Annotated in this window: 19 protein-coding genes and 1 pseudogene; 8 read left to right on the plus strand and 12 right to left on the minus strand. The window is 58.8% G+C overall.

Annotated elements, in window-relative coordinates:
* Window positions 1-558: 558 nt before the first annotated feature.
* Both budA and alsS read left to right on the plus strand, forming a co-directional pair.
* Window positions 559-1,389 (plus strand): acetolactate decarboxylase, encoded by an 831-nt coding sequence (budA, locus tag AAHK20_RS18635; protein WP_449182986.1) that lies wholly within the window; start codon window positions 559-561, stop codon window positions 1,387-1,389.
* Window positions 1,390-1,401: 12 nt separating this feature from the next.
* Window positions 1,402-3,078: an acetolactate synthase AlsS gene (alsS, locus tag AAHK20_RS18640; protein ID WP_449182987.1), complete on the plus strand. Its 1,677-nt coding sequence runs from the start codon at window positions 1,402-1,404 to the stop codon at window positions 3,076-3,078.
* 824 nt (window positions 3,079-3,902) lie between these two features.
* Here the strand turns inward: alsS and AAHK20_RS18645 are convergent.
* The 3 genes from AAHK20_RS18645 to AAHK20_RS18655 form a co-directional block, all read right to left on the minus strand.
* Window positions 3,903-4,664: a bestrophin-like domain gene (locus tag AAHK20_RS18645; protein ID WP_449182988.1), complete on the minus strand. Its 762-nt coding sequence runs from the start codon at window positions 4,662-4,664 to the stop codon at window positions 3,903-3,905.
* A 166-nt stretch (window positions 4,665-4,830) separates the two neighbouring features.
* Entirely contained in the window at window positions 4,831-5,826 is a 996-nt protein-coding gene (locus tag AAHK20_RS18650) for an alpha/beta fold hydrolase (RefSeq protein ID WP_449182989.1), read from the minus strand.
* A gap of 364 nt (window positions 5,827-6,190) precedes the next feature.
* Window positions 6,191-6,670, minus strand: a complete 480-nt coding sequence (locus AAHK20_RS18655; protein ID WP_449182990.1) for a carboxymuconolactone decarboxylase family protein — start codon at window positions 6,668-6,670, stop codon at window positions 6,191-6,193.
* A gap of 353 nt (window positions 6,671-7,023) precedes the next feature.
* Here AAHK20_RS18655 and AAHK20_RS18660 point away from each other — a divergent pair, with 353 nt between their 5' ends.
* Window positions 7,024-8,469 (plus strand): DEAD/DEAH box helicase, encoded by a 1,446-nt coding sequence (locus tag AAHK20_RS18660; RefSeq protein ID WP_449182991.1) that lies wholly within the window; start codon window positions 7,024-7,026, stop codon window positions 8,467-8,469.
* Between the two features lie 821 nt (window positions 8,470-9,290).
* Here AAHK20_RS18660 and AAHK20_RS18665 read toward each other — a convergent pair.
* A complete protein-coding gene (locus tag AAHK20_RS18665) occupies window positions 9,291-10,622 on the minus strand; it encodes an aminotransferase-like domain-containing protein (protein WP_449182992.1) in 1,332 nt (443 codons plus the stop codon).
* Window positions 10,623-10,712: 90 nt separating this feature from the next.
* Between AAHK20_RS18665 and AAHK20_RS18670 the strand changes: the two genes are divergently transcribed.
* Complete coding sequence (locus AAHK20_RS18670) at window positions 10,713-11,309, plus strand: DJ-1/PfpI family protein (protein WP_449182993.1); 597 nt, start codon at window positions 10,713-10,715, stop codon at window positions 11,307-11,309.
* Window positions 11,310-11,477: 168 nt separating this feature from the next.
* Entirely contained in the window at window positions 11,478-12,779 is a 1,302-nt protein-coding gene (locus tag AAHK20_RS18675; protein ID WP_449182994.1) for an Nramp family divalent metal transporter, read from the plus strand.
* Between the two features lie 93 nt (window positions 12,780-12,872).
* Here AAHK20_RS18675 and AAHK20_RS33500 read toward each other — a convergent pair.
* Window positions 12,873-13,322: pseudogene (locus AAHK20_RS33500) on the minus strand (DUF8737 domain-containing protein); the annotation flags it as partial.
* A gap of 44 nt (window positions 13,323-13,366) precedes the next feature.
* A complete protein-coding gene (locus AAHK20_RS18680) occupies window positions 13,367-14,467 on the minus strand; it encodes an NmrA family NAD(P)-binding protein (protein ID WP_449182995.1) in 1,101 nt (366 codons plus the stop codon).
* A gap of 89 nt (window positions 14,468-14,556) precedes the next feature.
* Between AAHK20_RS18680 and AAHK20_RS18685 the strand changes: the two genes are divergently transcribed.
* Window positions 14,557-15,222: a TetR/AcrR family transcriptional regulator gene (locus tag AAHK20_RS18685; protein ID WP_449182996.1), complete on the plus strand. Its 666-nt coding sequence runs from the start codon at window positions 14,557-14,559 to the stop codon at window positions 15,220-15,222.
* Between the two features lie 687 nt (window positions 15,223-15,909).
* Here AAHK20_RS18685 and AAHK20_RS18690 read toward each other — a convergent pair.
* The 5 genes from AAHK20_RS18690 to AAHK20_RS18710 form a co-directional block, all read right to left on the minus strand.
* A complete protein-coding gene (locus tag AAHK20_RS18690; RefSeq protein WP_449182997.1) occupies window positions 15,910-16,818 on the minus strand; it encodes an NAD(P)-dependent oxidoreductase in 909 nt (302 codons plus the stop codon).
* A gap of 99 nt (window positions 16,819-16,917) precedes the next feature.
* Complete coding sequence (locus AAHK20_RS18695) at window positions 16,918-17,346, minus strand: YciI family protein (protein WP_449182998.1); 429 nt, start codon at window positions 17,344-17,346, stop codon at window positions 16,918-16,920.
* Between the two features lie 42 nt (window positions 17,347-17,388).
* Window positions 17,389-18,351: a fumarylacetoacetate hydrolase family protein gene (locus AAHK20_RS18700; protein ID WP_449182999.1), complete on the minus strand. Its 963-nt coding sequence runs from the start codon at window positions 18,349-18,351 to the stop codon at window positions 17,389-17,391.
* Between the two features lie 54 nt (window positions 18,352-18,405).
* Entirely contained in the window at window positions 18,406-18,867 is a 462-nt protein-coding gene (locus tag AAHK20_RS18705) for a VOC family protein (protein WP_449183000.1), read from the minus strand.
* Window positions 18,864-19,934 (minus strand): CDP-6-deoxy-delta-3,4-glucoseen reductase, encoded by a 1,071-nt coding sequence (locus AAHK20_RS18710; protein ID WP_449183001.1) that lies wholly within the window; start codon window positions 19,932-19,934, stop codon window positions 18,864-18,866. The genes AAHK20_RS18705 and AAHK20_RS18710 overlap by 4 nt, the downstream gene beginning before the upstream one ends.
* 586 nt (window positions 19,935-20,520) lie before the next feature.
* Between AAHK20_RS18710 and AAHK20_RS18715 the strand changes: the two genes are divergently transcribed.
* Window positions 20,521-21,615 carry a porin gene (locus AAHK20_RS18715; protein WP_449183002.1) on the plus strand — a complete coding sequence of 365 codons (1,095 nt, stop codon included), beginning with the start codon at window positions 20,521-20,523 and terminating at the stop codon, window positions 21,613-21,615.
* Between the two features lie 23 nt (window positions 21,616-21,638).
* Here AAHK20_RS18715 and AAHK20_RS18720 read toward each other — a convergent pair whose 3' ends face one another.
* The gene (locus AAHK20_RS18720) at window positions 21,639-22,109 is read right to left on the minus strand and encodes a MarR family winged helix-turn-helix transcriptional regulator (protein WP_449183003.1); all 471 of its coding nucleotides are present in this window, start codon (window positions 22,107-22,109) and stop codon (window positions 21,639-21,641) included.
* 140 nt (window positions 22,110-22,249) lie between these two features.
* Between AAHK20_RS18720 and AAHK20_RS18725 the strand changes: the two genes are divergently transcribed.
* A complete protein-coding gene (locus tag AAHK20_RS18725; protein WP_449183004.1) occupies window positions 22,250-22,753 on the plus strand; it encodes a flavin reductase family protein in 504 nt (167 codons plus the stop codon).
* Window positions 22,754-22,821: the final 68 nt, after the last annotated feature.

The following is a 22,821-nucleotide window of genomic DNA, read 5'->3' on the forward strand; positions in this document are numbered from 1 at the left end:
CTGTCTAACCTCTAGTTTGAGGCTTGCAGGTGTCTACTGGGGCCGGGGCGATTCAGATCAACCTTGCGAAGCCATTGGCGTTCGAAGCTGTTGAACAACACGCTGGCCGTTGACACGATCGCGATGAGCCGCATGGGGTCTCTCGATCACCGACTACGGGTCCACCGCCCATCCCGCGCTGATTTCGAGTTGAATATTAGTTATGCTATGTAAAATTAGACAACCGGTCACGGCGGCGCGTTCTTGCGGTGAAGAACCTGCATCGCCATAAGCGCATCGCCCGGTAGCTGATGACAATCATCCCCGGTCGAACGCAAGAGCGAACTGATTCCAGCTTTATGTAATAGCCGTCGTGGAACACGACGACTACCATCAACGTCAGGTTGACACTAAGCCATCTATACCAATCGACATGTAGGCCTAACCGGTACGCACGGTGTGCCTCAACATTTCGTTGCCTTGTCGTTGAGCCACGATTGACGGAGAAGCAAGCCGGTCAATTTTTGTGCAGCGGCGCCGCAGTGAGGAAACACTCTTGTCTACTGAATGGAGAATTCAATGAGCACGTTGCCCGTCACTATTCCGCAGTCGCTCAAGAGGGCGCTGGATGATGAACTCTCCAGAACGAAGAGAACTTACTCTTCGGTCATCACGGCCGCGTTATCGCAGTATCTGTGCGTACCCGTGCACACGTTGTTCCAGGTTTCAACATCCGGAGCTCTGGTGGCAGGGGTGTTCGACCGGGAGACAAGCGTCGAATCGATTCTCGAACACGGGGATTTTGGACTGGGCACGTTTGCTCACCTGGACGGGGAAATGGTTGTACTGGATGGACGTGCATACCAGGTGCAGGGCAATGGTCGCGTTTTTGAGGCCGGCATGGACGCTGGTGCACCTTTCGCCGTGGTAACTCGCTTTACGCCGCAAATCGATGAGACATCTGTTCCCGTCGTCAGCTTCAAGGAACTGGAGGCTTGTTGCGATCGCTATCGCAAGTCGGGCAACATCTTCTATGCAATTCGCCTCGACGGGAATTTTCAGTGCGTGCGCACCCGCGCCGTCAATCCTCCTCAACCAGGCACTCGCCTGGTCGATGCGGCAAAAGACCAGAGCGAATTCAATTTCCATTCAATCGAGGGAACGCTCATTGGCCTTTGGTCGCCCGGTTTTTCAAGTGCGTTCAGCGTCGCAGGTTATCACTTTCATTTTCTCTCCAAGGATCGTCAGCACGGCGGGCATCTGCTGGATGTCTGCGCAGGGCCACTGCGTCTTCGAGTCGAAGCCCTCACAAATTTCCATTTGGCATTGCCCGAATCAGAAGCCTTCCTCAAAGCCGATCTCAGCAAGAACAGTGCCGAAGAGCTCGCCTACGCCGAACAAGCCCACTAAGGAGTTGATACGATGAACGACAAACTTAAAGATACACAGCAAATTGGCGCCGAACTGGTCGTGAGAACCCTGGAAGCACACGGCGTTACCCACGTGTTCGGAGTGCCGGGTGCAAAGATCGATACGGTTTTTAACGCACTGGTCGACTCCAGAATCGAGACCGTAGTCTGTCGGCATGAACAGAACGCGGCCTTTATCGCCGGTGGCATAGGGCGTATGACAGGGAAAGCCGGTGTTGCCATTGCAACGTCTGGTCCAGGCGTTTCCAACCTTGTCACAGGCCTGGCGACAGCGAACTCCGAAGGGGATCCTGTAGTTGCCCTTGGTGGTGCGGTGGCCACCGGTGAGGCGCTCAAACAAATTCACCAGACCATGGACGCGGTGTCAATACTGAAACCAGTGACGAAGTTCAGCGCAACAGTCGGCGCGCCCGAGCAGGTCAACGAAGTTATGGCCAACGCCTTCAGGGTTGCCGAGGCTGGTCGTCCTGGCGCGGCTTACGTTAACTTACCCAAAGATGTAATGGCCGATGCATGCCCACATACGCCCCTACCCCCTCCCGCATTTGCGGGCTTGGGTTTGGCCGACAACTCTGCAATCAAGGAAGCAGCAAGGCTGATCAACGCGGCGTCAACGCCCGTCGTTTTGCTGGGTATGTTGGCGAGCAAGCCGACACATGCCGCAGCTTTGCAGGAATTCATCGGCAAAGGCAATCTTCCTACGGTCGGAACCTTTCAGGCGGCGGGTGCTGTTGGAGCGATGCTGTCCAGCAATTTCGGCGGCAGGGTCGGTCAACTCGCCAACCAGCCAGCCGATCGATTGCTTGATTCCGCCGATCTGGTTATTACCATCGGCTACGATCCGGTGGAATATGGGCCTGACTTGTGGAATGGGGGAAGCCAGCGCAAGATCGTTCATGTCGATGTGCTTCCTGCGGATCTCGACAACAATTACTACCCCTATGTCGAGTTGACGGGCGACATTGCGCAGACTCTGCAGGCGTTGACATCCCTGATCGATCGTTCCAGAAAATCGGCAATTTCCTCGGGGATTCTCCAGTTGATCCAGGCAGAACACCTCCGGCTCGCCAAGGATTCGGCTGCCCGCAATGGCACACCGATCCACCCTCTGCGGCTCGTTCACGAGTTGCAGCAGTTTGTCAGAGACGACATCACCGTATGTCTGGACATGGGCTCGTTCCATCTCTGGATCGCACGCCACTTATATAGCTTTAGGCCACGACAGGTCCTCGTTACGAACGGCCAACAAACGTTGGGGGTGGCCCTTCCCTGGGCGATTGCTGCCTCGATTGTCAGGCCCCACGAGAAAGTGCTTTCCATTTCCGGCGATGGTGGATTTCTCTACTCTTCGATGGAATTGGAGACGGCCGTCCGGCTCAAGACAAACATCGTGCACATGGTTTGGATCGATGGGTCCTACGACATGGTAGCAACGCAGGAGAAGCTTAAGTACGGAAGGCCCTCGGGAACCGATTTTGGTCCGGTCGACTACCTCCGATACGCAGAAGCCTTCGGAGCGAAGGGGCTGATGATTAACAAACCGGACGAGATCGCTTCCGTCCTCAAGCAGGCTTTCAAAACGCCCGGACCGGTAATCGTCGGTGTTCACGTGGATTATCGTGATAACCACGAGCTGTTTGAGCTGCTGCACGCCGACAGCATCCACTAAAGCCTTGTGCAATTTATCTCTTCAGTGCCTGGGACGAGCGTATGCGGCGCCGGCGTCGGCGTCGGCGTCGGCGTCGGCGTCGGCGTGGATTCTGGTTGCCGCCGCCGTGTCGTAAAGCAGATATTTGATGACAACCCGCATCAGTGCGGCATTACACCCATCGCGGAAAAATCCGCGGTTCCGGCTTACATCGCATCGAGGATGCAAAATATGGCTACGGCCCATACTCGGGATGTCGTCAACGGGGTGCAGCGAGCGCTAATTGGAATGTAGCAATATGTAGTTTGTCCCGAATACGGTTCACCAAAAGGCTTCCAAACGGAAGTCTTCTGGTTGCCACCACAGCTGTGGAGGAACTCGATTGGCTTCCGGAAAATTAACCAATTGGCTTCCGTATCCTGCCTCAAGGGCCCCATTGGAACTAGTTCAAATTGGGGTACGCTTAACCAATTAACTTCCAAGTTTCGCGCTACTTAACCAATTGTCTTCCATTGTGCGGGCCCAACCCCAGTTCCAGTTCCGCACCCTTACTGCCTCCCTAGCCGTTGGTAGCGCCTACTCGCCTCATGGATCCGATCGCTTCGCTCCTTGCGTAAACACCTTCTCCTACGCGAATCGAAGGGACTAGACCAACGTGCCGCCCCCGGTCGCACTATCAGGGGGCAACCGCAAAGTGGACCGGTCATCCAGGCCGGCTTCTCGGAGAGAGCAATTCGGCCAAAGTTGACGTTCAGGTGACTCCGCCGGTGAGGCAGCTTTAAGTCGCTTTCCTGCCGTTCCCGTATCGATGGGCGTGGACGCCGGTTGAGTCGGGGATTCCGTGGCTACTGGCCAAGCATGGTGAGCGCCTCGCGCAACGGCGCAAGCGAGACAGCGATAGTCCCGCCGAGCGGCGTGTTCATTTCCAGAATCAGAAATATTGCGATGGAAGTGGATACCGCACCCAGAAAAAACGTCGTGGCAACAGTCGTGTTGGGGGACGTGAACAGACCAAACGAGCCGAAGATGATGCACAGCCACAACACAAGCGTTATCAGTAGCGGCATGGGAGTTGAGCCTACCGCTTGCAACAGCGCAAGCTCTCGCATCGCCAGCCCTTCGCCGGCGATCTGGATGGCACGCGCCTGTAGCTGACGCTGTGCTTCGCTGTGCGGCGAGAGTTCCGCCAGCCTGCGTTGAATGGTTTCCCCCTGTCTAAGCTCGTCGGGACTACGCAGGCTTGCCAGTTGTTCCGAGTCGCCAGAACTGGCCTTCTGGATTCCCCTGACGACGGACTGCTTCAGCAAGGCACGGATTTCCTGCGTCTCAGGCCCATACTGGGAAAGTGTGCGATCGAGCAGAATGATTTCGGTGGCGTCGCGTACGACCGCGGCGTTCGCGGTATCGAACGAACTTTTCGCCGACGAGATCAACAGTCCAAGCACTAAAGCGGCCATCGTGGCAATCAATCCGATCGTCAGTTTGATAACGCTGACCGATTCATCGCTGAGATGGCGCTCTGGCAACAGAGAGCGCAGATACAATCCGAGCAGGGCGCTACCAAACACGCATGCAAACACAATGACGGCAATGCTTAGATGGTGCACCGTTCGATTCTCCGTTTCTGCATGTGAGCGTGGTTGCCGTCTCTGTATGCCTTGTCGCTGCTTTCGCGCTCTGATGCTGTGTGGACATTGATGCTTTCTTCAAGCATGGTTGGCAGGAACGGCAGACGGCGGGAACCGGGCAGACCGGCTCCCTCGTTGACTTTGGTCAGCTACGCAGGAAGGCCAAGAGATCCTGGTTGAGTTGATCCTTGTGTGTCTCAGCCAGGCCGTGCGGCGCACCCTCGTAGATCTTCAGAATGGCGTGCGGCACCAGTTTCTTCGACGCGCGTCCGCCAACGTCGACCGGCACCACCTGATCGTCGTCGCCATGCACGATCAGCGTCGGCTTGTTGAACTTCTTCAAGTCCGCAGCGAAGTCCGTTTCCGAGAACGCGCGAATCGATTCGTAGGTATTCTTGAAGCCGCCCATCATTCCCTGCATCCACCACGATTCGATCATCCCTTGAGAAGCCTTTGCGCCGGGGCGGTTGAAGCCATAAAAGGGGCCGCTTGCGATATCCCGGAACAGTTGCGAGCGATCTGCAATCATTCCTGCGCGGATTCCGTCAAAAACCTCAATAGGCACCCCACCGGGGTTGGCGGCGGTCTTGACCATTAATGGAGGTACCGCTGAGATCAGGCCGATCCTTGCTACGCGCGCGGTGCCGTGGCGGCCAACATACCGGGCAACTTCGCCGCCTCCGGTCGAGAAGCCGATCGTTGTCACATTCCTCAGGTTCAACGTATCGATTACCGCAGCCAAGTCGTCCGCGTAGTGATCCATGTCGTTGCCATCCCAGGGCTGGCTGGATCTGCCATGCCCGCGCCGATCATGGGCGACCACCCGGAAGCCATTCGACGCAAGGAAGAAAGCCTGATTGTCCCAACTGTCCGAGCTAAGCGGCCACCCATGGCTAAGTGTGACGACCGGACCGCTCGTCGGGCCCCAGTCCTTGTAATAGATCTCGACGCCATCTTTGGTGGTGATCCTGCCCACCGATTGATTTCCCGCAGGGCCTGGCACGGCAGCAGACGTCGACGCGCGGCCAGTCTCGGCCATCGCGGCAGTCGGTACGACAGACGCGATCGTCGCTGCGACGCCGCCTAGTATCAGGTTTCGACGGTTCGTGTCGTCGGGAGTCAGGAGAGGTTCAAGCTTCATATTGCATGCTCCGTTGGTAGATAAAATCGCTCGTCACCTGATCGTCGAGCGATTGCGCGGCTGCGGTCGCCTTCCGCGTTTTGCCAAGTCACTTCGTCCATTTGCGTGATCGAACTGGCGGTGCGAAGCTCATGTCGGCGAGGCCCGTAAGGCGCATCGCGTTCGATGCCTATAACTACGTACTGGCATGACGGACGTTCCCGGGGGAACTGCCGAAGCGCGATGGAGACGCCGAGGGACCCACCGTGTTGCATCGAGATGCATCAGTCAATGCATCGTCGTTTGATGTTTCGTCACTCGATGTCGACCGGAGTAAGCGCTTCAGCGCTTACTCCGGTCCCATGCAAATTTGTGTGAATATCGTTCAGGCCAGGTTTGCTTTGTCGAGACCGTATGCCTTGTCCGACGAACCCGGCACGGCCTTGAACGCGATGCTCGCGCGGTTCCATCCGTTGATGACCATCACTTCGAACGTCAGGTCCGACAATTCCTTCTCGGAGAACTGGGTACGCACGTGTTCGTAGATATCGTCGGGCACGCCGTGCTCGGGCAGCGTCGTGAGCGCTTCCGTCCAGGCGAGCGCGGCGCGTTCGCGCGGCGCGAAGAGCGTCGACTCGCGCCAAATCGCGACGTGATGGAGGCGCAGTTCCCGCTCGCCATGGATGCGTGCTTCCTTCACGTGCATGTCGACGCAGAATGCACAACCGTTGATCTGCGACGCGCGGAGCGACACGAGGTCACGGATCGATTCTTCGATGGCGCTGTCCTTCAGCAGATTGGTAAGTTCGAGGAATTTTTTGAAAAGTTCCGGCGATTCCTTTATGTAGTTGATACGCAGTGTCATGATTTCTCCCAGCAACGATGAGTGAGCACCCGAGCCTCGCGGGTGCCGATAGCGGCAACGAGCCGCACGAATTCATCGTAGGCGAGCACAGCGTGTTGCGGAAGTCGTGCGAACGGGCTCACGATGTTGTATGTGCTGCATCAATCGACGATATGAACCGCACGTGCCCGCCGCAAAGACCGGCGCTCAACCGTTGGCGCATGCCGCCGCGATGCGCGCCAGCTTGCCAGGGTTGCGCTACACATGGATGCGGACAATGCGCTGGCCATCCACCAACGCTGTGGCCACCATGGAGTCTTATCAGTGTTCAGCGCGGCAACCGCTAGAATTGCGGTTTTAGCCCGGAATACGCCATGTCTTTTGCCTCGCTTGGCCTGATCGATTCGTTGCTGCGTAATCTGCAGAACCTCAATTACCAGACACCTACGCCGGTGCAGGCCAAGGCGATTCCTGCTGTGCTCAGTGGCAAGGACGTCATGGCTGCGGCGCAGACCGGCACTGGAAAAACGGCGGGTTTTGCGCTGCCGCTGTTGCAACGGCTGGTGCAACACGGCCCGGCGGTGTCCAGCAACCGCGCGCGTGTTCTGGTGCTGGTGCCCACGCGTGAACTGGCTGAACAAGTGCTGCAAAGCTTTATCGAATACGGTAAAGGCCTCGACTTACGATTTCTGGCCGCCTACGGCGGTGTGAGTATCAACCCGCAGATGATGAAGTTGCGCAAAGGCGTGGATGTGCTCGTTGCCACGCCGGGCCGTTTGCTAGATCTCAATCGCCAAAACGCAGTGCAGTTTGATCAAGTACAAACGCTGGTGCTGGATGAAGCCGACCGCATGCTGGATCTGGGCTTTGCGCGCGAACTCAACGCCGTTTTTGCTGCCTTGCCTGTTCAGCGCCAGACCCTGCTGTTTTCTGCCACGTTTACCGACGATATCCGCGCCATGGCGGCGAGCATTCTGCGCGGCCCGATCAATATCAGCGTCAGCCCGCCCAATGCCACGGCCAGCAAGATCAAGCAGTGGGTGGTGCCGGTGGATAAAAGGAACAAGCCTGACCTCTTCATGCACCTTGTGGCTGAGAACAACTGGAAGCACGCGCTGGTGTTCGTCAAAACCCGCAATGGCGTGGATTACCTGGCGGCCATGCTGGATGAAGCGGGCTATGCGGTCGACACCATCCACGGCGACAAACCGCAACCCGCGCGCCTGCGTGCGCTGGAGCGCTTCAAGACGGGCGAAGTACATATGCTGGTAGCCACCGATGTGGCGGCGCGCGGGCTGGATATCGACGACTTGCCGCTGGTGATCAACGTTGATCTGCCGATCGTGGCGCAAGACTATGTGCACCGTATTGGCCGTACCGGCCGCGCGGGCGCCAGCGGCGTGGCGGTGTCCCTCGTGTGTGCCGATGAGGCGCCGCAACTGGCCGCGATTGAAGCGCTGATCCGGCAAACGCTGCCCCGTGAAGAAGAGCCGGGTTTTGAAGCCGAGCACCGCGTGCCGCAAACCAGCGCGACGGGCCAGATCATCAAGAAACCCAAAAAGCCTAAGAAACCCAAAGTACCGCAAGCTGCGCCGGGTGCCATGCAAGTGCTCAGCAACAAACCGCGCCCGCAAAGCGGCGAAAACAAACGCAAGCCTGCGGCGCAGCGGGCTGCGGCCGCGGGTAAAGGCACAAGCTTGTCCAGCGGCAACCCATTCAGCGTGCAAAAGCCACGCAGCAAACCCGCCAGCAAGCCAGCTGCGGGTTCACGTAAGCCGGCTGGCAAACCCGCTGGTGGCCGCGGCAAACGCCAACCCTGATCCGTGGGGATGAGTAACGCCAGCCCTGGAACAGGCTGGCGGTTTGCTGCCCGCTGGCAGGCAGCGGTGCAGCTTCGGCGTGCATCAGGTCGGCAGGTAACGGCGCACTGAATCCAGGATCGATAACAACTTCGGGGTCGAACGGACGTTGAAATCGTGCGTAGCGAGCGTCCGATCCCTGTCAGAAAATTGACATAGGCTCGCCCTCCATCGGCGTCGCAGTCCAACGGCGACGAAAGTCGTCGACGCGTGTTTCGTGCGACCTTAAGTGCGCGAAGAACGAACAATCCGCCCCTGCAACCTCGCTGCACAACGCTGTGATCGGCGCCGCGCATTCCTCCGTGAACTGTGCGAATAGCAAGCCGAAACAGCGGATACATGGCCCGCTGAAGTGAATGCCTCCTTGCCGGTCCATGGAGGAGACGTGGTCGATACGTCCGCCTCCGCATCGTTTCCCCTGATGCGGTACAGGAGGCAGACGCACACACAGACCACAAACCAAAGCGCGCCAAAGGCAATCAGAAAGTCATCCATGACGATTCCTTCACCAAAGCCTTGAGCGAAGTTTCCGACGATTTCATTTGTTCTCCTTCATGTTGGGTTGAGTTAGAACCGACCCGGTAGCACCGGCTGACGTCAATTGGAATCCGTGACTTTGCGGCCAACGAGTGCACGACGACATCGTAGAGCCGGAAGCCAGCACATTCAAATAATTGTCATGGATACGCTTCGCGACAACCCTGTACTGTATCGGCGGAGCAATCCTGATATGGCAGTTCGTGCATAGGCGATCCGGCCGCAGGTAACGTCGGTGCACACGTTCAGTACGCCCGATCCGCCACGGCCCTAAACACGGCTTGCAGCGATTGCCTGAGCGTATCCAGGTCAACCGAGCCAAGTGCAAGGCGTATGGCGTGCGGCACCTGCTTCGACGCGGCGAACGGATGCGCTGTCGACACCGATATACGCTCGCGCATCAACGCCTTGGCAATGGCATCGGCGCGCACCTCCTCTGGCATCGGAAGCCACACGAAGTACGACGCGGAATGGCGAACTGGCTTCAGATGGCCTAATACCTCGCTCACGACGTCCTGCCGCAGTTTGGCATCACGGCGCTTTTCGGCTTCCAGCCTGGCTACGGTACCGTCCTCGATCCAGCCGCAAGCGATCGCCGTCATGGTGGCCGGGGTGTTCCACGTCGTCGCACGAATGGCGCGTTCCAGCCTGGCCATCCACTCCTGAGGGGCGTGAACGAGCCCCACCCGAAGCCCCGTAGCGACACTCTTCGACAAGCCCGACACATAAACCGTCAGTTCGGGCGCCAGTGCAGCCAACGGCGGGGGCGCACCTTCCTCCAGGAACGCGTAGGCCCCGTCTTCGATCAGGATCAGTCCGTGCTTTCGAGCGATGCCCACAAGCTCCCGCCGTCTTTGCGCACCCATCACCCACCCTAGCGGGTTGTGCAGCGTCGGCATCGTGTAGACGGCGCGCACTCGCCGTCGCCTGCAAAAACCGGCCAACACATTGAGATCGGGACCGCGCCCGGCGGCTGGAATCGCCACAAGTTCAAGCCGGCTGGCTTCAGCGGTGAGCTTGAACCCTGGATAGGTCAGGGCGTCCACTGCCACCACGTCGCCCGGCTCCAGCAAGGCCATGGCCGCGACGGTCAGTCCGTGCTGCGCACCGCTCACAAGCACCGTGGTGTCGGCCGAAGCCGTCAGACCGCGACTGGCCAGATGGCGCGCCACGATCGCCCGCTCGTGTTCCCGGCCGCCGTGGGGATGGTAGCGAAGCAACGCTTCCAGGTCGCCAGCGCCTGCAAGCTGGCGCAGCGCCGCCCTCAGTAGATCCGCCTGCCCTGGCAGGGACGGATTGTTGAAGCTCAGGTCTACCGTGTCGGCGCTCCAGGCCGGCAGGTCGATACCCTGCCCGCGAGGAAGCGCCTCCTTCACGAACGTACCGCGGCCGGTCTCGCCGCTCACCAGTCCCATGGCGTGCAGTTCCGCGTAGACACGCGTGGCCGTCACCAGTGCCAGCCCTTCTCGCGCGGCAAGTTCGCGGTGGGTAGGCAGCCGCGTTCCGGGACGCAGCCGACCCTCACGGATATCTGCCGCGAGCTTGTCGACCAATTGCTTGTAGCGGAGCTTGGGCATAGTCGGTTGTTTCCATGACAATTATTTGAGTGTATTGATTTTGGGTCCTACTATGGCGCGACACAACCTCTTCCCCTTAGCGAGGACGCCATGCACATCGCCATCCTGACCTTCGAAGGCTTCAACGAACTCGACTCGCTGATCGCCCTTAGCATCCTCAGCCGGGTCAAGAAGCCCGGCTGGCGGGTTTCGATTGCAAGTCCGGCGTCCAAGGTGCGTTCGATGAACGGGGTGGCGCTGGAGGCGCAAGCGTCGCTTAAGGACGCCTGCGACGCCGATGCGGTGCTGGTCGGCAGCGGGATACGGACCCGGGACGTCGTCGCCGATGCCGGGTTGATGTCGCAGCTTAAGCTCGACCCGACGCGCCAGTTGTTGGGCGCGCAATGCTCGGGCACGCTGATACTCGCCAAGCTGGGCCTGCTGGACGGCGTTCCGGCCTGCACCGACCTGACCACCAGGCCGTGGGTCGAGGAGGCCGGCACGGCTGTGCTCAACCAGCCGTTCGTGGCCAGACGAAACGTCGCGACTGCAGGCGGGTGCCTGTCATCGCAGTATCTGGCGGCGTGGTTCATCGCGCGTCTGGAAGGCCTCGAGGCGGCACGCAGCGCGATTCATTATGTCGCCCCGGTGGGAGAGAAGGAAACCTACGTGACCCGCGCGATGGCGAACATTTCGCCGTTCCTCTAAGGGGAGCGGATCGGCTATTTCGGATAGGTGATGCTTGTGCCAAAACCTTATCGCGACTATTGGAATGTTCAATTGTTGTTTCTTGCGGACTCCCGGCATCATTGATCCACGTCCAACGTTGGCGCATCGGCATCCACCTGACTGCCCGATTTGAGCTAGAGGATCGAGATGAGCACCGCTGAAGCACAATTGGGATTGACCGAGCGCACCTCGCGAGGAATCGTCGAAGTACTGGCCGGGCGCAACAAGAACTGGAGTTCGAAGCTGCTGTTCGCCGGCCCCGCCGTCGTCGCCTCCATTGCGTACATGGATCCGGGCAATTTCGCGACCAACATTCAGGCTGGGGCAAAGTACGGCTATTCACTGCTCTGGGTGGTGCTCGCCGCGAACATCATTGCGATGCTGTTCCAGGCTCTTTCTGCCAAGCTCGGCATCGTCACGAACCGTAACCTCGCCGAGCTCAGCCGCGAGCATTTTCCGGTTGCGGTTGTCTACGGAATGTGGGGCGTGAGCGAGATCGCGGCAATGGCGACAGATCTTGCCGAGTTTCTCGGCGGCGCAATCGGTTTATCTCTTCTCTTCCACATACCGTTGCTACCCGGCATGATCGTCACAGGTATCGTGACGTATGCCATTCTCACTGGACAGAAGCAGGGCTACCGCCCCCTCGAGTTGATCATTGGCGGACTTGTCGCGGCCGTCGCGTTGTCTTACGTGATCGAACTTCTAATCGTTCATGTCGATTGGCCCGCTGCGATGACGGGAACATTCGTACCGCAACTCAGCGGCCCCGGCGCCTTGTCTGTCGCAGTCGGAATTTTGGGCGCAACGGTCATGCCGCACGCGATCTATCTGCATTCAGGTCTGACGCAACACCGTACCCGAGCACGCAACCACACGGAACGCTTCAAGCTGGTGCGTTTTTCGAATGTCGAGGTTCTGATTGCCCTCACCGTGGCGGGGCTCGTTAACATGGCGATGGTCATCATGGCCTCGAGCGCATTTCACGCGGGCCACCCCGAAGTGGCCGAAATAGAAACGGCGTATCACAGCCTGACGCCGTTACTCGGCTCCGCTGCGGCCTGCGTCTTTCTCATTTCATTACTGGCATCCGGCGTATCCAGCTCAGTGGTCGGAACGATGGCAGGGCAGATGATCATGCAGGGTTTCACTGGAATGCGTATCCCGGTCGGGATTCGCCGGCTTGCCACCATGGCGCCGGCCTTCTTGGTCGTCGCGCTCGGCGTCAACGCGACCGACGCTTTGATTTACAGTCAGGTCGTGCTGAGCTTCGCGTTACCCGTGCCGATGATCGCCCTGGTTATTCTGACCTCACGCCGCGACGTGATGGGTCCGTTTGCGAATCGTGGATGGGTGGCCTGCGCAGCCATTCTTGGCACTGTCGTGATTCTGGCTCTCAATGCGGTCCTGCTGTTGCAAACGTTCGGCGTCGCTGTACCCGGGCTGTGAATGTAGCGCTGCGTGCCCTCCACTTGTTAGCTCTTCTCCGGGATGCCGGCTTCTCCGCATTGAGGACTGGTTTTGGTCTTGCAGAAGAATCCGGAATACGAATCCATGAGTGATTATCAGTAGCGGTACAACGAGAGTCGGAATGAAGTAAGTAGCGCCCAACTGCCCCGCCACTAGCCCTGCATGATTGCCCTGATAGAACGCGTTCAAGAGATCCGCCAAGCCCCAACAGTTGAAGATCCATGCGATAACAATGCCGGCCCCGCGTGGCAGCGACACCAGCGAGAGCAACGCGAGTGTCGCCGCAACCAAGTCCCCGTAGGCAGCGGAATGCGCGAAGGCAGATGGCAGTTCGGGCGACACGACACCTGGGACGAGGAAAGCCAACCCAACAAACCGGAAGCTGTGCAGCATGAGAAGAGGCCGCAGCGCTTCGTCACGTTGCAAGAGGCGGAGTTTTGGCCAGATGTATCGCTTCGCGACGATTCCCCACGCGCTGAAACTGAATGCGATGCTAACGAAAAAACAGAGTTGCGGCTGCATGACTCTCTCCTTTGGTTCAAATTCCCGCGATCGACTGTGAGAACCTAAGCGCGCAGCGTGCGTAGCTCTGCGATCACGGCGTCTCGCTCCGCGTGAGCCATGACATGCTCGTTCAGCCAGACCTTGGACTCAGACGCAAACTGCGGTTCTGACGGGAATGGTCGGCGCAGCTCACGGTCGTAGCGGTCGAGATCGAAGCCGGGGCTGAGCGGGGCGATCACGAACTGCGTGAACTGGCGAAGCCAATTGCCGAACGTTCGCCGGTTGCGTGGAAGTGCCGCGTAGCGACGCGCGATTGTCTCGAAGTCCTCGGCGGGCTGACCGGTCACATCGAGCACGTCGGAAGTCGGTGCGCCCAACTCAAAAGCCCCGCGTTTGTGATCGTCAACGTAGTAGCGGATGCCGCTGATCACGTCGATCGGCAAGCCCCCCATCCGGGCGGCCTTCATGAATAGCCAAGTCGGTATCGGTACGGCCCTGACGGATCGCCCGACGGCCCGGCCGATCGCCTTGGCCATGTCCCTCGCACCAAGGAGTTCCGGCCCAGTGGGGCGGTAGCGCTTCCCGGCGTGCCGCGCGGGATCCATCAGGGCCGCGACGCCGACCCGCGCGATGTCCTCGTTGGACGGTGGCGCGTTACGGCTATCGCCAAAGATCCAAGGAAAAACTCCAAGGTGCGCAGCAAACCCAGTCAATTCGAGGTAGGCGTCAGCGAAGAAACCCGGCCTCACGATCGTATGCGCGACTCCAGGCGTCATCGAGAACAGCCGATCGACGAGCCAGAGTTGGCGGGTCATGAGGGCGGGATGCGAAGGACTCGACAGCCATTGGGTCAGACTAACAATGTGTTCGAGCCGCGATTCCCTAGCAACGGCCGCGAAGGCGACCGCGCCCTGAATCATGTGAGGATCAAAAGGGGGGCAATAGTAGGCGCGCTGAACGTCCTTCAGCGCGTCGGCGACGCGCTCGACATCACTCATGTCGGCGACCGCTATCTCGGCCCCCTGCGCTTTTAGCTGCGCGCTGCGGCCGTCGTCTCGATGCACCATAGCGCGCACGGGATAGCCGGCCTTCAGCAGTTCGGCAACGACGACGCTGCCTGTCTTTCCGGTTGCGCCGGTTACGAGGATCCTTGGCTTGAGCACGATAACCTCCTGAAGTGACGGTACCGATAAGTACCGTAACGTTGCTCCAGTATGGTACTCTGTGGTACCGAAAGTCAAGGAAGACGATAATGCCCACGGTATCGCTTGAAAAGGAACGTCAAGAAGGCGGCGACGAAGATGAGGTGCGCGCGCGCATCCTCGATGCAGCGTTCGCGGCGTTCATGAAGAGTGGCTACGCGGCAACCAGCACGCTTGAGATCGCCACGCGCGCGCGCGTTTCGAAACGAGAGCTGTACGCGCTGGTGGGCAACAAGAAGGAACTACTGATCGCATGCATCAGCGCGCGCGCCACGCGATTGCAGGTACCCGCTGACTTGCCCGTGCCCCACGATCGCGAGACCCTCGCGCAAGTACTGACGTCCCTCGGCACGCAGCTCGTCCGCGAGATAACCGATCCAACGGTCATAGCGGTATTCCGACTGGCGATCGCCGAGGCCGTCCACGCGCCCGAGGTGGCGCAAGCGCTCGACTCCATAGGGCGCGAGACGAGTCGCGCCGCCTTGCGTCAAATCATGGGCCGGGCTCAGACGTCCGGACTTCTCGAAGGCCGTCCCGCCGAACTTGCCGAACTGTTCGGCGGGCTGCTGTGGGGTAACTTGATGGTCAGCCTGCTGCTCGGCGTGGCCAAGCAGCCGAACTCACGCGAACTCGCGGCTCGTGCCCGCGGCGCGACTGCCGCGTTTCTTCAACTTCATCCGCTCCCGAGTAACGCTACGTCCCGCCGGCTCAGCTAGTACCTAGTTGCGGAAAGGTATGCGGGAGGCACAGGCCGGACCATCTCTGGCATTCCAGATGTATTAATGTCATCGGATGCTTCCAAGGAAGGCCTGCACTCGTGCCCACGTTTTCTCGGTCGCGGCACGGTCGTAGTCTGGTAACGATGCGTCGATGTAAAAATGCCCGACACACGGGTACGTGGATCCAGCCACGCGCCGTGTTCGCCTCGCTAGCCGTTGAGTACGGCAACTCGCCTCAAGCGAACGACCGTCATGACGTTGCGCAGCCGGGCCCTACCTTTTTTGTTTGACCGTATGTGAAGTGAGCGAGGGTTTCGCCGGACGCTCGTCAGCGTGGGTTCAGACGCAGAGCGACTCGCAGGAATCTCAAGTCCGGCCGGCGCCTCCGCAATCCACGCGAATGCCGGTCCTATATCAAGGCGCAGGCGCTTTCCGATCAATACCGTCAGGCGGGTTGTCGGCCAGAGCCGCCGCTGGCACGATCATCGACCAACGACGGGTACGGTGTGCGTAGCAGACACTCGCCGGACCGCCAGCCAAGAACTTCCGCATGGTGAGAAATTATCAGTTGCTTCGCCCCGCCCGTCTTAGCACATCCGCATTGCAACGATGCACATGATGCTCTGCTTCGCGAAAGCACGCCATTTGTCATCCATCGGGGCGTCTCACGCGGCCGCGCGGCCTTCACCTGCCTTTCCCATTGCTGTCCGCACACCCGGAAAATACACGAAGCACTGAGCTAATGTCTGCCTCGCCACACCCTAGCTCTATGGCCTGCTTGTAGCAAACATCGGCGATCTCAAGCAACGGCGTTGCCGCATGGGTGTCGGCCGCAAGTTGACGCACCAGTTGCAGGGACTTCGAAAAGGAAGCCACAGTTCCCCCACGAGAAGCGAAGTCCTCCCTAGCCATGTTCGATCCTCGCACGGATAGCATCGCCGATCCTGCCGCGGATGCGGAAAGCACCCGAACAATCATTTCGGCGTCGAGGCCATAGCGCTTCCCCAATGCGATGGTTTCGGCGGCAGCCGCTGTATGGATGGCGACAAGCTGTTGGGCCAATAGCTTCATTGCGGTCGCCGCGCCAAACTCGCCCAGAAATGCGACTTGCTCTGCGCATGCGTCGAGAACGAATCTGATTTTTTGAAACGCCGCCTCGTCACCCGACGCGAACACGCTCGCTTTCCGGGCCGCAAGCATCTGCGGCGTTCCACTCACCTCACAATCGAGCATTGTCGCCCCACGCTCAGCGGCAACACGTCGAACCTGCTCTTTTTTCCGCAGTGGATAGGTGCCCAGGCTCGCGATCACGTGATCGGCCCCGAGCACACTGAGAAAGCGTTCGTCCTGGAAGAGGGATGCCAGCGACTCACCGTCGGGTAACGCCAGCAGCAGTACTGGAGAGGAGCGGGCCAAAGCTTCCGCGTCAGGGCAGCCTGTTCCCCCCTCGCGGATGAACGCCTCCATGGAACCTCGACTGAAGGCACTAACCACGATTCGCCGATCCAAAAGATGCTTAGCGATCGCACCGCCAATCGCGCCCAGGCCGACAATTCCGACCATGGACTTCTGTGTATTCGCTAACGAGCTCATTTCTCTTTGCTCTGTTAAAGGATTTGAGTACGACGACATCGATCGCCTACGGCATGCTTGGCGAGTGCGCCAGTTCGCGCATGACCTTCCCGATCGTGTTTATAGAAGAGAACCTGCTCCGTCCGAGAAAGACAGCTTGACGGTCACACCGCCCTCCATCAGCAACCATTCGCGCAGCTGATAACGAACAATGCCGCTTTCAACCAACGGATCCGACTCAGCTACCTCGCGCGCCTGCTCCAGATCGCGAACTCGCAATATTGTCATTCCGCCCGTCGAACCCAACGCTGCGTTCGAACTGACGAAAGGACCTGACGCGAAGACCTTCCCCTCCTTTTCTTTCGCTATCATCCAACTCAAGTGTTCGCTCAAATCCACATCGCGCATGGGCTTCGCGGCAGGTTCTCGCAACATGACAATCAATTTCAGGTTGAGCATCTTCCCGAGCACGGCGCGAACATTCTCCGGCGTTACCGTGCTCGTCAATCGCTCGCCGCTATCAGCTTGACCGCCTCCACTATTTTCCATGCTACTTGACTCCTATATTCACGATTCCTGTTCCTCACACGCTTATGCGATGACATTCGCAAGACGCCCGAGACCCTCGATCTCGAGCGTCATCACATCACCCGACTTGAGAAATTCCTGCCTAGCCATACCTACGCCGGCCGGGGTCCCGGTGAGAACGACATCACCCGGATATAACGTTGTCCGCGAGCTCAAATAGGCCACCTGCTCGGCGACATTGAAGATCATCCGGCTCGTACTCGAATCCTGTTTCAGAACGCCATTGATCCACAACCTCAGGGAGAGGTTGAGCGGATCTTTCACGAGGCACGCCGGAACCAGAAACGGTCCCATTGGACACGAACCGTCGAAGCACTTCTGTGAAACCCAGTCATATGCAAACGGCGAATCCGGCTTCACATTGTTCCGTCGCACGTGGTCGCGAGCCGACAAATCGTTCGCGATCGTGTAAGCGGCTACGCAGCCAATTGCGTCCTCGACCGAAACATTTCGAGTGATCTTTCCGATCACAGCGGCAAGCTCTATTTCCCAGTCCACCATTGTTGAATAGGCCGGAATCTGGATGACGGCACCGTGGCCCACTAAGACGCTGCGCGGCGTCTTGACGAAATGCCACGGCAACTGCCCTTGTGCCTTCGGATTCTCGATAGTGGCATTCAACACCGCGGCCATCTCCTCCATGTGATCCGTGTAATTAGCGCCGGATCCGTAAATGGCGGATGGATACAAAACCGGCGCGAATAACCGCGCCTCCTCCAACGGCACACCCGGTAAAGCTTCACGGCGGCAATCTGAATCGAGCTTCGCGGCGGCTGCCGCGAGTGCATCGATGGCGGACGGCCACTCCTCAAGAATGGCGAGAACGCTGCCATATCGGTCAGCGGAAACGTCCAGGACCGTCGAGATAGCACCCCCCGCCGGATAGACCGTTTCTCGCACCACCAGCCCGGCTTGCGGACGGCCTTCTTCGGAAGCAAACGTCACCAGCGAAAACGGATTAGTCACATCGGACTCCAAATCAAACGCACGAACCTTAGAAACGGCACAGACGTGTGGCGATCAGAACCGGTCACCGAAGTCGAAGTAATCGTCGTGCTGAAAACCTTCGTAATACTGGACTTCCCACCAGTTGTGGTCGAGGTCCTCCATATAAAACGAGTACACGCCATGCTGCTCGACGATGTCGAGCACCTGCCTGATCCCGTAACGATCCCTGAGGGCCAGCGCTTGCTTATGCGCGTTGTCCACCGCCTCCTTGCTGGTGACATCGAGCCCCCAATGATTGAGCACGTTGTTGGGATGAACTTCGGGTGTCTCTACACACACGATGTGAAAGCGCAGACCGCATCGGATAGCCAGCGCTGGCTTGGCGTGACGCACGCACTGAAGTCCGAGAAACTCTTCGTAGAATCGGCGTGACCGCTCGAGGTCGTAGCACTCCAGGGTCCCATGCGAAAGCACGTAGGGCTTGACGGCCGAATTGTCGTTATTCGTCTCAACGGAAGCGGGTTCTGGAATCATTGCTTAATATCCTCCAATGGGTTGGTCATCGCGCCTCTGCCGCTCTTTTCCACGGCGGTCAGGAAGGAATCCGCATAAAACGCAGAAGGTGGAAGGCCGCACTGCTGTGAAAACTCGCGTCGGGCACTGTCCACCATCACCGGCACGCCACATGCATAAACCTCGTGATTCGACATGTCGGGGAAATGCGCCATGGCCGCGCGATGGACAAAGCCAACATGTCCGCTCCAGCCGCAGGCCTCGGTCGGTTCCGAAAGGACGGGATGAAAGCTGATGTGGTCATGCGCTCTCGACCATGACTCGGCCAGTTCCATCAAATAGAGATCCTGTCGGCGGCGACCTCCCCAGAAGATGTGAATGTCGCGCTTGATGCCCTTCTTGAGCGCGTATTCGACGATCGACTTGATTGGACCAAAGCCCGTTCCGCTTGCCAGCATGATGATGGGCTTGTCCGAATCCTCCCGAAGAAAGAAGGTGCCGAACGGCCCTTCGAAACGCAAGACCTCGCGCTCCTTCAGAGAGGAAAAGACGCGATCGGTGAACTTCCCCCCCGGCGCGTGACGTATGTGCAGTTGGATATGGGGCAACCCTTCGACACTCGGCGCTGTCGCGATCGAGTAGCTGCGTCGATCGCCGTCCGGCAGCATCATTTCGATGTACTGCCCTGCCATAAATGTCATGTTTTCATTCATCGGCATGCGCAGAGTGACGATCATCACATCGGGCGCTGGACGTTCCATCCGTGCAACCCGGCATGGATAGACCTTCGGATCGATCGCCGCCATACCCTCGAGCTCGTCGATCTCCACGACCAGGTCGCTGCGGGGCCGCGCACAGCAGATTAGTGCGTAACCTTCCGCCCGTGTGTCGTCGTTGAGATACGTCTTCAGCACCGCGCCGTGGTCCACCGTTCCTTCGAGCACGCGCGCCTTGCACGTATTGCAAACGCCCGTGCGACAGCTGTAGGGCAAGAACCTGCCAGCAGCCAGACCAGCCGAAAGAATCGTCATACCTTCCTGGACTTCAAACGCTTGACCACTAGGCTTGAGAACAACCCGATAAGACATTGCTTCGCTCCTATGTCGCTCTGAAGATCCTTCACTCATTACACACTTGCATTAGCAAGTATTGTAGATGGAAATGTGTGTCAGGTGACCACGGCTCGCGTAAACACCTATCCCGGCGGTTAGTCTCCTCACCATTCGCACGGGTCTTGCGTACGCGCTGCAGACGACCCTGGCGCACTCAGGCCAGCGTTGACGCTGCGCTTCGAGATCAGTCTTGCCTCCTATCGCGAATCAATCGAAGCAGCCGTCCGGCACCAGGGTTTGTCACTAGCGGACTCGTGTCTGGCCGCGCTTGTCGTATGTCGTCGACTGTGATTCAATTAACTTGCGTTTGCAACTTTTCCATATACAATTTTATAGAGCACACAAATCGAATGTGAGAACGGAGGCACCCGCGTGATCTCGACTTCAGACGTGACGGACGGACCACAGGCGGGCGAGCGCCATGAATCGGCGCACGGCGACCGCGCAGGTCGCCACGTAAATTGCCATCGGGGCCGGTTTATGCGCCCTGTTCTAGGTCTAAATAATTTAGTACTACTTTTCGTATAGGCACTGCGCCAAACGAAGTGGAGACAAAATCGTCATGAAGACAAGATGGAGCGCGGCCGTGCTTGCCGCGGCGACAGGGTTCGCGTACGGCCAAAGCGGCGTCACGCTTTATGGCATCGTCGATACCGGCGTGTCCTACTACGACCACGCTACCGCCAGCGGCGGATCGACGGTCGGGATGCCTATTCTGACCGGTGAAGTGCCGTCGCGCTGGGGATTGAAGGGTGTCGAGGACCTGGGCGCAGGCTACAAAGCGTTCTTCGTGCTCGAAAACGGCTTTCAGCCGGGCACCGGCGGGCTGAACTACGGCGGGCGCCTCTTCGGCCGTCAAGCCAACGTGGGCATCAGCAACGACAACTACGGTGCACTCACGCTCGGCCGTCAGATGAACATGACGATGTACGCGCTGACGAACGCCGATGTGATCGGCCCGTCGATTCATTCGCTGAGCGTCTTCGATGCTTATCTGCCGAACTCACGCAGCGACAACGCAGTCGGCTACCTCGGCAAATTCCATGGCGTCTCCGTTGGAGGAACCTACAGCTTCGGCCGTGACGCTGCGGGTCCGGCGGGCCCGTCGGCCACCAACTGCGCGGGACAGGTGCCGGGCAACATCGTTGCGTGCCGCCAATACACGGCGCTCCTTGCCTATGACTCGGCGAACTTCGGAGTGGCCGCATCCTACGACGTCATGCGCGGTGGCGCCGGTGCTTCGGCGCCGCTCAATAACAGTGCCTACACCGATACCCATAACATCGTCGACGGCTATGTGATGTTCGGTCCGACCAAAGTAGGTTTCGGCTGGATCCGAAACAACGTGGCGGCCGCCGTTCATCTGCAGACCGATATTCTCTTCGCGGGGGCGACGTACTACGTCACGCCGGCGTTTTCCCTTGACGGGCAGGGCGTGAGATACCTGCAGCGCGGGCCGGCGGGCAAGAATGACGCAAGTTCTACGCTGCTGGTCGCGCGCGCGAATTACCTGCTGTCGAAGCGCACGATGGTGTATACGTCGGTCGGGTACATGTTCAACAGCGCGTTGGCCAACAACGCCGTCGCGGCCGGCGGCACTGTCGGAACCGGCATGAACCAGCTGGGCGTCATGGTCGGCCTGCAGCAGAAGTTCTGATCTGCAGCCGCCGAGCGGCCCGTCTAGCGGCCTTCCTCGACCTCGTCACGCGCAGCAATCTCCTCTTCAATGCTATCGAGGCTCGTGTAGACGTCCGCGAGCGTCTTCTTCAGCATCTTGACGTTTGCCGACGACAGTCGGCTCACGGCGACATCTTCGAAATGCTGCGCAATGGGCATGAGTTCCGCGACCAATTTCTCGCCCTCTCGCGTAAGCCTGATCGCCACGGTTCGCGCGTTGTTTTCGAGCCTGCTGCGGGACACCAGTTTCATCTTCCCCATGGTCCCGATCAGACGGGATAGCGTGGATAGCTCCACCGTCGTCATGTCTGCCAGATCGTTGAGTCTCTGATCAGGAATTTCCCATAGCGCGGCCATGATCCGGTACATCGGCAACGTGACGCCGTACTCAGCAATTCTTCGTGAAAAAAGCTCACCCATACGTACCCCAACGCGATTGAGGAGGTACGGAAAAGAGTCGGTCAATTTGTACACGGATCGTTTCCCTCGAAGTCGTCAGTGGATTCTACCAACAAAAGTTCCACCACCATCATTTCCATTGACAACAGTTGCATATGAAACTATAGTGAATTCACCGGGGAACGTCCCGCTCCCATGCCAACGAAGGAGACGCTATGAATGCCACCTCGCTCATGCAGCCAGAGGTCAGCGCACCGATCAGCGAAGTGTTCCGCGCCGCGATGCGACGCATCGCATCGACAGTGACCATCGTGACCACTTCGGGTGAGGATCGGCGTCATGGCATGACGATGACCGCGGTGAGTTCCTTGTCGATGGATCCGCCGTCGCTGCTCATCTGCGTGAATCAGTCGACCTATTTGCACGACATTCTTCATTCCGCAAGACGCTTCTGCGTGAACGTCCTGCGCCACGAGCATGCGCCTGTTTCGGATGCGTTCAGCGGCAAGGCCAGTTCGCACGAACGCTTCCAGGTCGGCAACTGGAGCAGAACATCCGAGGGTATCGACTACCTACAGGACGCCCCGGTCAGCATTTTCTGCACCAAGGCCGCCGCGCTGCCCTTCGGTACACACACGATATTCATCGGTACGGTCACGGAAGTATTGCTGAACGAGGACGCCCGGCCGCTCCTTTATCGCAACGCGGCGTACTGCTAGTCCAAAGTTAGAAGTGCGTATGCAGGGCCGTGGCATCCAATCGGACGAAGGAGCAGCCATGAATAGCG

It is taken from the genome of Trinickia camelliae (assembly GCF_053525655.1).

Excerpts from the sequence above, each read along its gene's own strand:
- AAHK20_RS18655 (WP_449182990.1), bottom strand. The coding sequence starts at position 6,670 with ATGACACTGCGTATCAACTACATAAAGGAATCGCCGGAACTTTTCAAA.
- AAHK20_RS18715 (WP_449183002.1), top strand. The coding sequence starts at position 20,521 with ATGAAGACAAGATGGAGCGCGGCCGTGCTTGCCGCGGCGACAGGGTTC.
- AAHK20_RS18725 (WP_449183004.1), top strand. The coding sequence starts at position 22,250 with ATGAATGCCACCTCGCTCATGCAGCCAGAGGTCAGCGCACCGATCAGC.
- AAHK20_RS18665 (WP_449182992.1), bottom strand. The coding sequence starts at position 10,622 with ATGCCCAAGCTCCGCTACAAGCAATTGGTCGACAAGCTCGCGGCAGAT.
- AAHK20_RS18695 (WP_449182998.1), bottom strand. The coding sequence starts at position 17,346 with ATGGAAAATAGTGGAGGCGGTCAAGCTGATAGCGGCGAGCGATTGACG.
- alsS (WP_449182987.1), top strand. The coding sequence starts at position 1,402 with ATGAACGACAAACTTAAAGATACACAGCAAATTGGCGCCGAACTGGTC.
- AAHK20_RS18710 (WP_449183001.1), bottom strand. The coding sequence starts at position 19,934 with ATGTCTTATCGGGTTGTTCTCAAGCCTAGTGGTCAAGCGTTTGAAGTC.
- AAHK20_RS18690 (WP_449182997.1), bottom strand. The coding sequence starts at position 16,818 with ATGAGCTCGTTAGCGAATACACAGAAGTCCATGGTCGGAATTGTCGGC.
- AAHK20_RS18705 (WP_449183000.1), bottom strand. The coding sequence starts at position 18,867 with ATGATTCCAGAACCCGCTTCCGTTGAGACGAATAACGACAATTCGGCC.
- AAHK20_RS18650 (WP_449182989.1), bottom strand. The coding sequence starts at position 5,826 with ATGAAGCTTGAACCTCTCCTGACTCCCGACGACACGAACCGTCGAAAC.
- AAHK20_RS18670 (WP_449182993.1), top strand. The coding sequence starts at position 10,713 with ATGCACATCGCCATCCTGACCTTCGAAGGCTTCAACGAACTCGACTCG.
- AAHK20_RS18675 (WP_449182994.1), top strand. The coding sequence starts at position 11,478 with ATGAGCACCGCTGAAGCACAATTGGGATTGACCGAGCGCACCTCGCGA.
- AAHK20_RS18660 (WP_449182991.1), top strand. The coding sequence starts at position 7,024 with ATGTCTTTTGCCTCGCTTGGCCTGATCGATTCGTTGCTGCGTAATCTG.
- budA (WP_449182986.1), top strand. The coding sequence starts at position 559 with ATGAGCACGTTGCCCGTCACTATTCCGCAGTCGCTCAAGAGGGCGCTG.
- AAHK20_RS18685 (WP_449182996.1), top strand. The coding sequence starts at position 14,557 with ATGCCCACGGTATCGCTTGAAAAGGAACGTCAAGAAGGCGGCGACGAA.